Origin of the sequence: Micromonospora rhizosphaerae (assembly GCF_900091465.1) — a bacterium.
GTDB classification, from domain to species: domain Bacteria; phylum Actinomycetota; class Actinomycetes; order Mycobacteriales; family Micromonosporaceae; genus Micromonospora; species Micromonospora rhizosphaerae.
This window is the reverse complement of sequence record NZ_FMHV01000002.1, coordinates 3,236,357-3,249,108: the sequence shown is the minus strand read 5'-3', so window position 1 is coordinate 3,249,108 and position 12,752 is coordinate 3,236,357. Positions and strand designations below refer to the sequence as shown.

At 75.1% G+C, this 12,752-nt stretch carries 10 protein-coding genes; 1 reads left to right on the top strand and 9 read right to left on the bottom strand.

Going from position 1 to position 12,752, the window contains the following annotated elements; translation table 11 throughout:
* Window positions 1-131: 131 nt before the first annotated feature.
* Complete coding sequence (locus tag GA0070624_RS15580) at window positions 132-1,124, bottom strand: site-specific tyrosine recombinase XerD (RefSeq protein ID WP_091341774.1); 993 nt, start codon at window positions 1,122-1,124, stop codon at window positions 132-134.
* Between the two features lie 11 nt (window positions 1,125-1,135).
* A complete protein-coding gene (ald, locus tag GA0070624_RS15575; RefSeq protein ID WP_091341772.1) occupies window positions 1,136-2,251 on the bottom strand; it encodes an alanine dehydrogenase in 1,116 nt (371 codons plus the stop codon).
* A gap of 290 nt (window positions 2,252-2,541) precedes the next feature.
* Here ald and GA0070624_RS15570 point away from each other — a divergent pair, with 290 nt between their 5' ends.
* The gene (locus tag GA0070624_RS15570) at window positions 2,542-2,796 is read left to right on the top strand and encodes a TM2 domain-containing protein (protein WP_091341770.1); all 255 of its coding nucleotides are present in this window, start codon (window positions 2,542-2,544) and stop codon (window positions 2,794-2,796) included.
* Between the two features lie 63 nt (window positions 2,797-2,859).
* Here the strand turns inward: GA0070624_RS15570 and GA0070624_RS15565 are convergent, their stop codons facing one another.
* From GA0070624_RS15565 to GA0070624_RS15535, 7 genes are all read right to left on the bottom strand, one after another.
* Window positions 2,860-3,465 (bottom strand): NUDIX domain-containing protein, encoded by a 606-nt coding sequence (locus GA0070624_RS15565; protein WP_091341768.1) that lies wholly within the window; start codon window positions 3,463-3,465, stop codon window positions 2,860-2,862.
* A gap of 156 nt (window positions 3,466-3,621) precedes the next feature.
* Complete coding sequence (locus tag GA0070624_RS15560; protein WP_091341766.1) at window positions 3,622-5,379, bottom strand: CTP synthase; 1,758 nt, start codon at window positions 5,377-5,379, stop codon at window positions 3,622-3,624.
* Window positions 5,380-5,529: 150 nt separating this feature from the next.
* On the bottom strand, window positions 5,530-7,938 hold the full coding sequence (locus GA0070624_RS15555; protein WP_091341764.1) for a hypothetical protein: 2,409 nt from the start codon (window positions 7,936-7,938) through the stop codon (window positions 5,530-5,532).
* Window positions 7,938-9,095, bottom strand: a complete 1,158-nt coding sequence (locus tag GA0070624_RS15550) for a glycosyltransferase family 4 protein (protein WP_091341762.1) — start codon at window positions 9,093-9,095, stop codon at window positions 7,938-7,940. The genes GA0070624_RS15555 and GA0070624_RS15550 overlap by 1 nt, the downstream gene beginning before the upstream one ends.
* Window positions 9,092-10,789, bottom strand: a complete 1,698-nt coding sequence (gene murJ / locus GA0070624_RS15545) for a murein biosynthesis integral membrane protein MurJ (RefSeq protein ID WP_091341760.1) — start codon at window positions 10,787-10,789, stop codon at window positions 9,092-9,094. Before murJ ends, GA0070624_RS15550 begins: the two co-directional genes overlap by 4 nt.
* 1 nt (window position 10,790) lies before the next feature.
* Window positions 10,791-11,657 (bottom strand): hypothetical protein, encoded by an 867-nt coding sequence (locus GA0070624_RS15540; RefSeq protein WP_091341758.1) that lies wholly within the window; start codon window positions 11,655-11,657, stop codon window positions 10,791-10,793.
* Between the two features lie 141 nt (window positions 11,658-11,798).
* Window positions 11,799-12,740, bottom strand: coding sequence for a copper transporter (locus GA0070624_RS15535; RefSeq protein ID WP_091341756.1), 942 nt, complete (start codon window positions 12,738-12,740; stop codon window positions 11,799-11,801).
* Window positions 12,741-12,752: the final 12 nt, after the last annotated feature.

The following is a 12,752-nucleotide window of genomic DNA, read 5'->3' as shown; positions in this document are numbered from 1 at the left end:
CCGACGTCCCTCGCGGCGCCGCTGCGCACCCGGTGCGTCGCCCCGCCAGGTCCGCGCCGATGCCGACTGTACGCCACCGACCAGCAGCGCGTTCGGTAGCCGGTCGGCGTGTCGGCCGTCCCTGCGACAGGTCAGCCGCGGGCGCGCGGGTGGGCGGTGGCGTACACCTCGCGCAGCCGTTCCACGGTGACCAACGTGTAGACCTGGGTGGTGGTCACCGAGGCGTGCCCGAGCAGTTCCTGCACCACCCGGACGTCGGCGCCGCCGTCGAGCAGGTGGGTGGCGTACGAGTGCCGCAGGGTGTGCGGGGACACCGCGCCGGGCCCGTCCACCGGCAGGCCGGCCCGCTCGGCGGCCCGGCGCAGGATGGTCCAGGCGCCCTGTCGGGACAGCGCGCCGCCGCGGGCGTTGACGAAGATCGCCGGGGTGCCGCGGCCGGCGGCCACCAACGCCGGGCGACCGCGGACCAACCAGGCACGCAGCGCCTCGACCGCGTACCCGCCGATCGGGACCAGCCGGGTGCGGCCGCCCTTGCCGCGCAGCAGCACCGTGCCCTCGTCGGTGTCCAGGTCGTCCACGACGGCGCCGACCGCCTCGGAGATGCGCGCCCCGGTGCCGTACAGGAACTCCAGCAGCGCCCGGTCGCGGAGCGCGAGGGGCGCCTGGTCGCCGGTGGCGGTGACCGCGCCGGCGGTCTCCAGCAGCCGGACCACGTCGTCGACCGGCAGCGCCCGGGGCAGCCGGCGCGGCGGTGTGGGCGGGCGGACGTCCCGGCTGGGGTCGGCGGCGGCCATCCCCTCGCGCAGCGCGAAGCGGTGCAGGCCGCGCACCGCGCTGGCGGCCCGCGCCGCCGACGAGACCGCGAGCGGCGGGTGGGCGTCGTCCCCGGCGCGCAGCCGGGCCAGGTGGGCCTCGACCTCGGCGGCGCCGACGGCGGCCAGGTCGGCCACCCCGGCCGCGGCCAGGGTGGCGAGGTAGCGGTCCAGGTCCCGGCGGTACGACGAGAGCGTGTTCGCCGCCAGTCCACGCTCGACGGTGAGGTGGTCGAGGTAGCCGCGGACGGCACGGCGCAGGGCCGGCGCGGGCTCCGCGCCCGTGCCGGCCCCGGCCGGTGTTCCGGTCAGCCCGTTGCCCTTCAGGCCAGCACGTCGGCCAGCGGCAGGCTGCTCATGCCGTGCGCCTCGGCGACCGGGCCGTAGACGACCTGGCCGTCGTGGGTGTTCAGGCCCAGCGCCAGCGCCGGGTCACGGCGCAGCGCCTCGCGCCAGCCGTGGTTGGCCAGCTCCAGGGCGTACGGCAGGGTGACGTTGGTCAGCGCATGCGTGCTGGTGTTGGGCACCGCGCCCGGCATGTTCGCCACGCAGTAGAAAATCGACTCGTGCACCTTGTAGACCGGGTCGGCGTGCGTGGTGGGACGCGAGTCCTCGAAGCAGCCGCCCTGGTCGATGGCGATGTCGACCAGCACGCTGCCCGGCTTCATCCGGGAGACCAGCTCGTTGGAGACCAGCTTCGGAGCCTTCGCACCCGGCACCAGCACCGCGCCGATCACCAGGTCCGCGTCGAGCACGGCCTTCTCGATCTCGTACGCGTTGGAGGCGACCGTCTGCAGGTGGCCACGGTAGATGGCGTCGGCCTGGCGCAGCCGGTTGATGTTCTTGTCCAGCAGCAGCACCTCGGACTGCAGGCCGAGCGCGATGGCGGCGGCGTTCATGCCGGAGACGCCAGCGCCGATGACCACCGTCTTGGCCGCGTAGACGCCGGAGACGCCGCCCGGCAGCACGCCCCGGCCACCGCCGGTGCGCATCAGGTAGAACGCGCCGACCTGCGGGGCGAGCCGGCCGGCCACCTCGGACATCGGCGCCAGCAGCGGCAGCGACCGGTCCGGCAGCTCGACGGTCTCGTACGCGATGCCGGTGACCTTGCGGTCGAGAAGCGCGTCGGTGCACTCCTTCGAGGCGGCCAGGTGCAGGTAGGTGAAGAGCACCTGCCCCGCACGCATCCGGTGGTACTCCTCGGCGATCGGCTCCTTGACCTTGAGCACCAGCTCGGCGGCGTCCCACACCTCGTCGGCGGTGGACAGGATCTTGGCGCCGGCCGCCGCGAACTCATCGTCGCTGATGCTGGAACCGACTCCGGCGCCGGACTCGACGAAGACCTCGTGGCCGTGGCGGGTGAACTCGTTGACGCCCGCCGGTGTGATCGCCACGCGGTACTCGTGGTTCTTGACCTCGCGTGGGATTCCGACCTTCACGATGCAGACACCTCTCTTCGGGGCTGCTTGCCCCCGACTGCTCGGCGCCGCGACGGCCCCTTTGCCGGCGCGGTCCACCGGTCCCGCCGGCGGCAGTCTAGGCGCGTGGGCGCTTCCCGGGGGCCAACACAGTGACATCCGGTGGCGGGTCGTGCTGACGAAGTGTCAGGCATCAACCGGGCCGGCGGTGGAGACCGCCTCAGCCGTCAGGACAGTGTTCTCGCTTAATCGTCCCACCGCCGGGGCCACGCTGCCGACAGGATGGCAGTCGATCACTATTGTGTCGCACCATGACCACTCCTCCTTACTCGCAGTACCCGCAGGGCGTCTCGGACAAGAGCAAGGTCGTCGCGGGCATCCTGCAGATCCTGCTCGGCGGCTTCGGCGTCGGCCGGTTCTACATGGGCGACACCAAGACCGGCGTGATCCAGCTCGTGGTGACGCTGGTGACCTGCGGCCTCGGCAGCATCTGGGGCCTGATCGACGGCATCCTGATCCTGGTCAACGGTGGCGTCGACGGTCAGGGGCGCCCGCTGCGCGACTGATCCTCCAGAAGGCCAGGGGCCGCGCGGTGTCACCGCGCGGCCCCTTGTTCGTCGTGCTTCCGCTCAGCCTGGCAGCGGCGCGTCCGGCCGGCGCAGCACCGACCAGCCGGTGTCCCGGGCCCGGGCGGCGGCGAGCAGCCCGGCCACGCAGGAGGCGTTGGTGATCTCCCCGGCCAGCACCATCCCGACGGCCTCGTCCAGGTCGACCCGGACGACCTGGAGGTCGGCCTCCTCGTCGCGGCGTTCGTGCCGCTGCTCCGCCGGCACGTCGGCCAGGTCCCGGGCCAGGAAGACCCGCACCAGCTCGTCGGAGAAGCCGGGCGAGCTGTGCAGGTCGACCAGGACGTCGATGGCGCCGGCGGTCAGGTCGGCCTCCTCGGCCAGCTCCCGGGCCGCCGCGGCGGCCAGGTCCTCACCGCTGACGTCGATCAGGCCGGCGGGCAGCTCCCAGAGGTGCCGGCCGACGGGGTGCCGGTACTGCCGGATCAGCACCACCTGGCCGGCGTCGTCCAGCGCCACCACGGCCACCGCGCCGACGTGCTTGACGTACTCGCGCCGGGCGGTGCCACCGCCCGGCATGGTCACCTCATCGCTGACCACGGAGAAGATCCGGCCGCTCCAGATCTCCCGCCGGTCGGTCACCTCGTAGCGGTGCTCGACGGCGCTCACGACGCCGCCTCGCTCCGCTCCACGGCGGCGCGAGGCGCCGCGCTACTGAGCCCGATGGCTCGCTCGCTCCGCTCGCTCACACCGCCGCCTCGCTCCGCTCCACGGCGGCGCGAGGCGCCGCGCTACTGAGCCCGATGGCTCGCTCGCTCCGCTCGCTCACGACGCGGACGCCGCCTTCGCCGCGCGGGCGCCACCGTTGCGGCTCGCCTTCGCGGCCGCGGCCTCCGGCGGTGCGGCGTCCAGGTCGACCGGGAGCTGGTCGGCCTGGGAGTACGCGATCGCCGCCTTCACGAACCCGGCGAAGAGCGGGTGCGGCCGGGTCGGCCGGCTCTTCAGCTCGGGGTGCGCCTGGGTGGCCACGAAGAACGGGTGCAGGTCCCGGTCCAGCTCGATGAACTCGACCAGCCGGCCGTCCGGCGAGGTGCCGGAGATGTGCAGCCCGGCCTTGGTGAGCTGGTCCCGGTAGGCGTTGTTCACCTCGTACCGGTGCCGGTGCCGCTCGCTGACCTCGGTGCTGCCGTACGCCTCGGCGACGAGCGAGCCCTCGGCCAGCTTCGCCGGGTACGCCCCGAGCCGCATGGTGCCGCCCAGGTCGCCCTTGCCGGCGACGATGTCCTCCTGGTCGGCCATGGTGGCGATGACCGGGTGCTTGGCCTCCTCGTCGAACTCCAGCGAGTTCGCGCCGTCGAGGCCGGCCAGGTGGCGGGCCACCTCGATGGTCATGCACTGCAGGCCGAGGCAGAGGCCGAGCAGCGGGATGCCGTTCTCCCGGGCGTACCGGGCGGTGCCGATCTTGCCCTCGATGCCGCGCACGCCGAAGCCGCCAGGGATGACGATGCCGTCCACGCCGGCCAGGGCGGCCGCCGCGCCGGCCGGGGTGACGCAGTCGTCGCTCGGCACCCAGCGCAGCTGCACCCGGGCCCGGTGGCCGAAGCCGGCGGCCCGGATCGCCTCGCTGACCGACAGGTACGCATCGGGCAGGTCGACGTACTTGCCGACCAGCGCGACGGTGACCGTGTGCTGCGGCTGGTGCACCCGGTCGAGCAGGTCGTCCCAGCGGGTCCAGTCGACGTCGCGGAAGGAGAGGCCGAGTCGGCGCACCACGTACGCGTCCAGTCCCTCGCGGTGCAGCACCTTCGGGATGTCGTAGATGCTCGGCGCGTCCGGGGCGGCGACGACGGCCTCGGCGTCGACGTCGCAGTAGAGCGAGACCTTGCGCTTGAGCTTCTCCGGGATGTCCCGGTCGGAGCGGCAGACGATCGCGTCCGGCTGGATACCGATGCTGCGCAGCTGGGCCACCGAGTGCTGGGTGGGCTTGGTCTTCAGCTCGCCCGACGGCGCCAGGTAGGGCACCAGCGAGACGTGCAGGTAGAAGCAGTTGTCCCGGCCCAGGTCGTGGCGGACCTGGCGGATCGCCTCCAGGAACGGCAGCGACTCGATGTCGCCGACGGTGCCGCCCACCTCGGTGATCACCACGTCCGGCACCTGGCCGTCGGCGTCCGGGTCGGCCATGCCGAGGATCCGGGACTTGATCTCGTTGGTGATGTGCGGGATGACCTGGACCGTGTCGCCCAGGTACTCGCCGCGCCGCTCCTTGGCGATGACGTCCGAGTAGATCTGCCCGGTGGTGACGTTCGCCTTGCCGGAGAGGGCCCGGTCGAGGAACCGCTCGTAGTGCCCGACGTCGAGGTCGGTCTCGGCGCCGTCCTCGGTGACGAAGACCTCGCCGTGCTGGAAGGGGTTCATCGTCCCCGGGTCGACGTTGAGGTAGGGGTCGAGCTTCTGCATCACCACGCGCAGCCCGCGCGCGGTCAGCAGATTGCCGAGGCTGGAGGCGGTGAGGCCCTTACCCAGCGAGGAGGCGACGCCCCCGGTGACGAAAATGTGCCTGGTCGTCCGTGCTGAAGGGGCCAACGCCTGCTCCCGTGTCGTCCGTAGCGGTCGTGCGAACCGCCGTGCCGATCAGCCAACTGATCACGCGATCCACGGGACTCCACGGTAACACGTTTCCCGCCCCGTACCGGCGTCGCACCCGCCGTCGGCGCACGTCGTGCCGGGTGCGGGTCAGGTGGAGGTGGCCTCGGTCGATGCCGGCCCGGGCTGAGCGGGCACGGTGACCGTACGACCCGCGCGGGGGGACGGACCGGAGTTCTCGCCGCCGGCACGGTCCGCCGCCGCGACCCCCGACCGGGCTCCCGCGGCATCCGTGGGCCCGCCCGGTCGCGCCGGCTCGGCGGCGACCCCGTCCGACTCCACGGCCCGCCGCTCCCCCGGCGCGCGGCCGCCGTCCGGGGCGCGGCCGCCGTCCGGGGCGCCGCCGTCGTCCGGGCCGCCCGCCGTGCCCCCCGGTCCCTCCTCGCCCGGCCGGCCCGCGCCGGGCAGCGTCCGGTCCGTGGAGTGGTCGAGCACCCGCAGCGAGGCCAGCGCCGCCATCGGCACCACCAGCGCACCCGCCGCCCCGGCCACGTCCAGCGCCGAGCCGCCCAGCACCCCGCCGATGCCGGCGGCCACCGCGGTGCCCGCCATTGCCGCACGGACCGCGGGGTAGATGCCGAACAGCCGCATCAGGCCGCCCCAGGGCTGCAGCAGGGCGAACCAGACCAGCGCCGCGCCCGCCAGGGCCAGGATGGTCAGCGGGCTGTTGACCAGGGTCTCCACGTTCGCCGTGCTGGACCGGTGCACGGTGAGGCCGCCGGTGCCGTCGCCGAGGGCGGCCAGGAACCGGCCCAGGCTGGCCCGCTCGGTCGCCGGGCGACGCAGGTCCACCACCGCGAAGCCGATGGTCACCGCCAGCCCCGCCATGGTCGCCCAGGCCAGCCGGCTGAGGGTCAGCCAGCCGCCGGTGCTGATCGCCGCGGCGACGCTCACCCCGGCGGTCAACGCGATCGCGCCGATCGAGTCGGACCCAAGGTAGGGGCTGCCGACGATCACCACGGCGGTGCCACCGACCGCCACCATCACCATCGGGCGCCAGGTCCGGCGGACCCGCTGGGCCAGCCAGCCCGCGCCGAGCAACGAACCGGCGATGAACACCCCGAGCCCGACCGTGCCCAACCCGGCGTACCGGCCGCCCTCCAGCGCGGAGTAGCCGACCACGCCGTTGAGCTGCAACCGGGACCCGGTGAGCACGTCCACGCCGACCACCAGGGCGGCCAGGCCGGCGACCGCGCCGAGCGGGCCGAGGGTGCTGTCGTGCCGGGGGGAGAACCGCACCGCCGCCGTCCCGCCCACCACCAGCAGCGCGGTCACCACGCCGAACCACCAGCCGGCGTGCTCGCCCCGCCACCAGGGCGCCGCGTCGGCGAGCAGGGCGGCCGGCACGGCCAGCGCGGCGGCGATCAGCAGCAGCTCGACGGCCGCCACCACCCGCCGGGAGACCGGCTCCGGACCATGCGGGCCGGCATGCCGGCGGGCCCGCCGCAGCAGCGGAAGCACGCCGACCGCGAGCGCCACCTGGGCGGCGGCGAGCAGGGCGAAGAACCAGCCCGCCACCCGGCGCTGGGCGCCGGCCTCCCGGTCGGCGTCGGCCGGCTGGTCGATGGCGGCGCGCAGGTCCGCCGGGCGATCGCCGACCGAGACGGCGGGACGGCCGAGGAAGAGCCGCTCGGGCATCGGCCGGCCGAGCGCGGCCAGCGCGGTCGGGGCCAGGTCGACCAGTTGGAGGTACCCCTCCCGGGCGGTGCTCGGCGAGGTCAGCCAGCCCCCCTCCCAGCCGGGACCGTCGGCGACCGCCACGTGCAGCCGGGACGGCAGGTCGGTGTCGGAGACGCCGGCGACCATGACCAGGGAGCGGGGTGGGCGGGCGGCGAGCACCCGGGCCAGCTGCGCGTCGGCCTGCCGGGCCTGCGCCGCCCGGGAGGCCGGGTCCTCGCCGTCGACGCTGCCCAGGTCGACGATGCTCAACACGCAGGAGCCGAGCAGCGGCGCCGGGTCGGCGGGCAGCACCGGCGCGTAGCGGTCGACCCGGCCGAAGGGGCGGGCGGCGGCCACCGCCGCGCCCGGCCCGACCGCCACTGAGCAGCGGACCGACTCCGACAGCGAGCCGGGCATGGCGCCCCAGGAGAGCCGCTCCTGGTTGTACTGGACGACGCTCTCCTGGCCGGGCAGGTTGGCCCCGATGCCGTCCGGCTGCTCCACGCTCACCCCGGCCGGCGGGCAGCCACCCTGCTGCCGGCTGCCGTTCCAGGCGGCGAAGTTGCCCGCGCCGAGGGTGAGCCAGCCGTCGACCGGGCAGGTGGGGCGGTGCGCGGAGCGCACCGAGAGCGAGCCGATCGACCCCTGCTCGGCCATCCGCCACAGGGTCGGGGTGGTCTCCGGGCCCACGTCGTCCCAGCGCAGCCCGGCGACTCCGGCCAGCACCACGAAGTCGGCGGTGCGGCCGGGCGTGCCGTTGTCCGGACGAGGGGCCAGGGCGGTGATGCCGAGGGCCACCACCATCAGGGTCAGCAGGACCGGGGCCAGTCTGCGGAGCATCACCGGCGTCCCGTCGACGGGTCGGTCGCGGCGGTACCGGGGGCGGCCGGGGCCAGCTCGGCGTAGACGGCGACCAGCGCGGCGACGGTGTCCGCCTCGGTGGGCCAGGTCGCGGCCCGGCCGGCGCCCCGGCGCGCCAGCTCGGCCCGGCGGGCCTCATCGTCGAGCAGCTCGCGTACCGCGCTGTCCACCGCGTCGACGTCGCCGGCCGGGACCAGCACCGCCGCGTCGCCGACCAGCTCCGGCAGGCCGCCCACCGCGGTCGCCACCAGGGGTACGCCGGCGCGCAGCGCCTCCTGGGCGAAGAGTTGACGCGCCTCCCAGTCGCTGGTGACCACCGCCAGGTCGGCGCCGGCGAGCAGGTCGGCCACGTCGGTGCGATGCCCGAGCAGGGTCACCGGCGCCCGGGCGGCCGAGATCCGGGCGGCGAGCTGGAGGTACGCGGGGCCGCTGCCGGCGATCACCACAGCGGGCGCCGGGTTCCGGGTACGCCACCGGGCGGCGGCGTCGACCAGCACGTCGTACCGCTTCTGCGGGTGCAGTCGACCCACCGAGAGGATCAGCGGCCGGTCGGGGGACACGCCGAACTCGGCGCGGACGGCGGCCCGGCGGCGGCGCGGCGCGGGCAGGGCGGGCGCGGCGACCGGGGCCAGCCGGGCGTCGGTCGCGCCGAGCGCGGCGGCCCGCTCGACCAGGTCGGCGGAGGCGCCCAGCGCCACCCGGGCGGAGCGCGCCACGGCCCGCTCGGCGAGCCGGGAGAGCTGGCCGCGCAGGCCGCCGGCGAGCACGGCGTTGTGCCAGGTGACCACCAGCGGGGCGGCCGGGCGGGCGAGGACGGCGACCAGACCGGCCCGCAGCCCGTGCGCGTGGACGACCTGGACGGGTGTGTCGGCGAGGGCCCGGCGCAGCGCGGCGACGGCCCGCGCGTCGGCCGGGGTCGGACTGGCCGGGATCTCCACCGCCGCGAACCGGGCGCCGACCGCGGTGAAGTCGAACTGGTCCTGGGTGGCGGCCGGGCCGCAGACCAGCACGGAGGCACCGGCCGCGGTCAGGCCCCGGGCCACCGAGCGGATATGCTGCCCCACCCCGCCGGTGCTGGAGGCGAGCACCAGGGCGACGGAGCCGGGCCAGCGGGATGCCGACGTCGCGTCGGTCATGGGGAAACCGTCTCCTTCCCGTCACCCCGGTCCGGGGGAATCTGGTCCTGCTGCGTGCCGCCGGCACCGGTCGGCGGGCGTCGTCGGCCTCCCACCCGGCGGAGCACGGCGGTGAGCAGCGGCCGCACGTCCCGTTCGTCGATCAGCCAGGCGACGGCGATGAACAGGGCGCCGACCACGACCCCGGACAGCATGCCCTGAACGAGCGCCTCGGATGTCGTCGGGGTCCCGTCGCCCAGCCCGGCGAGCCAGCGGGAGGTGGCGGCCCCGCCGAGCCCGGCGAGCGCGCCGGCGAGCAGACCGGCCGCCGTGGCCCGGCCAATGCCGGACAGTACCGCGCGACCGGCCGACCGGACCACCGCCGCGATCAGCAGGGCGCCGAGGAGCAGCATGCCGACGGAGGTGGCGAGGGTCACCGCGAGTACCCGGTCGGCCAGCGGCAGGAGGTGCCCGAGGAGCACCGCCGCCACCGGTACGGTCAGCCAGCCGACCGCCGTGGCGAGAGTCGCCGTCCGGGTCTCGCCACGGGCGTAGAGGGCCCGGGTGAGCACGGCGAAGAGGCCGTAGCCGAGCAGGCCGGGCGCGAACCCGGCGATCGCGGCGGCCGCCGTCGAGGCCGCCGCCGGTTCGAAGAAGAAGTGCCCCACCGGAACTGCGGTGCCGATCAGGGCGGCGGCGCCCAACAGGCTGAACAGGACCACGCCGCGGACCGCCGGGGCGAGGGTCTCCCGGTACGTGCGCTCGTCCCCGGCCGCGCGGGCGGCGGCCAGCGTCGGGTACGCGGCCACGGCCAGCGGCACGGCCAGCACCGCCCACGGCAGGAAGTAGATGGTCTGCGCGAGGTTGTAGACCCCCGGGTTGGCGACCGGGCCGTAGGTGACCTGGTTGAGGCTGACGATGAGGGCGATCTGCTGCGCGGTGACGGTCACCACGCCGGCGACCGCCAGCGCGCCGACCCGGGCCCGGGCGTCGGCGGGGAACCGGTAGCCCGGCCGCAGCCGCAGCCCCAGCCGGCGCAGCGGGACGAGCAGGCAGAGCGAGAGCACCACCACGCCCAGCGTGGTGCCACCGGAGAGCAGCAGCTCGCCGGCGCGGCTGACCTCGCCGACGCTGGCCAGCCGCCCCTCGGCGGCGGTGAAGCCCAGGTACACCGCGATGACGGTGACGCTGGAGAGCAGCGGCGCGATGACCGGCCAGGCGAACCGCCGGTGCGCCTGGAGGACCCCGGTGAGCACGATGCCGACGCCGTAGAGCGGCAGTTGCGGCGCGAAGACCCGCAGCATCCGGACGCCGGCCTGCTGCTGCTCGGCGCTGAGGCCGGGGCCGAGCAGCCCGATCAGCGGGTCGGCGAGCAGTCCCACGAGCAGCGCCAGCGGCACCAGCAGGCTGAGCGTCCAGGTCAGCAGCGCGCCCGCGGTGGCGGCCACCGCGCGCCGGTCACCGGCCTCCACGGCACCCGCCAGCAGCGGTACGACCAGGCTGGCCAGCGCCCCGCCGGCGACGATCTCGAAGATGAAGTTCGGGAGGTTGTTCGCCACCACGTAGGCGCCGCCGAGGTCCGTCTGCGCCAGCGTCCAGGTGAAGACGGCGGTACGACCGAAGCCGGCGAGCCGGCTGACCACGGTGAGTACGGCGATGAGGGCGGCCGCCCCGGCCACGCGGCCGGCGCCGGCGAGGGGTGCCGGGTTCTTCACGTCAGTCGGCGCGTCGGCCCAGCGCGTCGAGTTCCCGCAGCCCCGGGGTCCGCTGGATCACCTGGGTGAAGCTGACCTTCTCGCTGGCCGCGGTGAGCGCGGCGAGCGCGGCGAGGATGCCGGCCCGGCCGAGCGGGCCGGTCCGTGCGGCCATGCTCACGCCGAGCAACGCGCCGAGGGCGTTGGCGCCACTGTCGCCGAGCATGACCCGCTCGTCGAGGTCGTCGCGGATCAGCCCGGCGGCGGCGCCGACCGCGCCGCCGGCGATGCCGCCGTGCGGTCCGCCGGCCAGCGGCGCGCCGAGCAGCATCCCGGACTTCAGCGCCCGGCCGGGGCGCAGGTCGAGCAGGTTGAGCAGGTTGGCCGTGCCGGCCACCACGCCGGCGCCGAGCAGCACGTCGAGCCCGCGACCGAGGGTGCCGTGGCGCTGCCGGCTCGGGTGGGCGGCGACCCGGGGGTCCGCGGCGAGCAGCGCCGCCGCGCCGAGGCCGGCGGCGCCGACCGCGACGATCTTCACCAGGCCGGCGGTGACCCGCCCCTCGCGGAGTGCGGCGAGGTGCCCGGTGAAGCCCTTGGCGGTCTTCTGCTCGGGGCGCGCGCCGACCACGTCGTCGTAGAGCCCGACCGCCCCCGCGCCGAGCCCGGCGAGCAGCGCGGCGGCGCCGGAGGGGACGCTGGAGGCGCCGAGCGCGCTCGCCCCGGCGGCGCCCACGGCCAGGGCGGGACCGGCGGCCAGGGTCACCGTCCGGCCGCGGAAGTTGGTCCGTTCCAGCGCCGGCCCGACCGGGGCGGTACGCACCTCGCGCAGCACGTACCGGGCGGCGACCGCCCCCGCGCCGGCGGCCAGCAGCCGACCCAACCTGCTCACGCGACCCCTCCAACCCGGATGCCGTACGTGATGCGGTGCAGACCGGACAGCGGTCGGCCGCTCACGCCGCCGCCTCGCTCCGCTCCCTGGCGGCGCGACGCGCCACGCTACTGCGCCCGATGGCTCGCTCGCTCCGCTCGCTCACTGGGGCAGTTTAGGCAGCAGCCCGGCAGCGTTGTCGCCCACGCCGTACTGGCCGGCCTTCTTCTCGGTCAGCTGCTGCACCAGCGCGAGCGCGGTGACCAGCTGACCCTGGACGGTGTTGGCGTTGTCGACCGTGGAGATGGTCTGGGAGAGCACCGCGTCGCCGCGAACCACGGCGACCACGTTGCCGCCGGCCGAGCCGTTGCCGCCGACCACGATCGCGCCGCTGCGGTCGAACTGCTCGGCGACCTTCACCACCGACTCGTCCTTCTTCGCCGAGTCCTTGTCCACGTACGGCTGGCCGCTGACCAGGACGACCGCCTCGGCCGCCCCGGTGACCTTGTCCTCGGTGGTGAGGTATCCGGAGTTGGAGTACGCCGACATTACAGCCCTGCGGTCCGCGTCGGAGACCGGCGGCGTGCCCTGCGCCCGGTCGAGCAGAATGCTGGCCAGCAGCGCGCTGGAGGTCTCCACGCCGTGCCCGTTGCCGGGCAGCCCGGCGGTGGGGGCGCTGTTCGGGCGGGCGGCCGTGACGGCCAGCTCCAGCAGGTTGTTGTTGCTGTCCGGGTTGATGAACTTGTCCTGCAGGTCGACCCGGCCGGTCACGTTCGCCCCGGCCAGCTGGAGCATCTTCAGCACGCCCTCGGTTTGCTCCCGGCCGCTGGGCAGGGTGATCACCAGCACGCGCCGCCCGGTGAGCTTGCCGGGCAGGACGACCTGCGCCATCTCCGCCGCGAAGTCCTCTTCGCCCTCCAGCTCCTTCTGCATGGCGTTGACCGACTGGCGCATCTGCTGGTTGTCCTTGCGCAGCGCGTTGACGTTCTCCTTGAGCGAGTCGGCGACCGGCCCGTTCAGGGCAGCCGTGCCGACCACCAGGCCGATCGCCAACGCCAGGAAGACCGCGGTCAGGGACACCACGTGGTAGCGGAAATTGATCACGCTTGCAGCCTC

Coding starts and splice junctions, on each gene's coding strand:
- GA0070624_RS15555 (WP_091341764.1), bottom strand. CDS start 7,938: ATGCTCCGCAGACTGGCCCCGGTCCTGCTGACCCTGATGGTGGTGGCC.
- GA0070624_RS15550 (WP_091341762.1), bottom strand. CDS start 9,095: ATGACCGACGCGACGTCGGCATCCCGCTGGCCCGGCTCCGTCGCCCTG.
- GA0070624_RS15570 (WP_091341770.1), top strand. CDS start 2,542: ATGACCACTCCTCCTTACTCGCAGTACCCGCAGGGCGTCTCGGACAAG.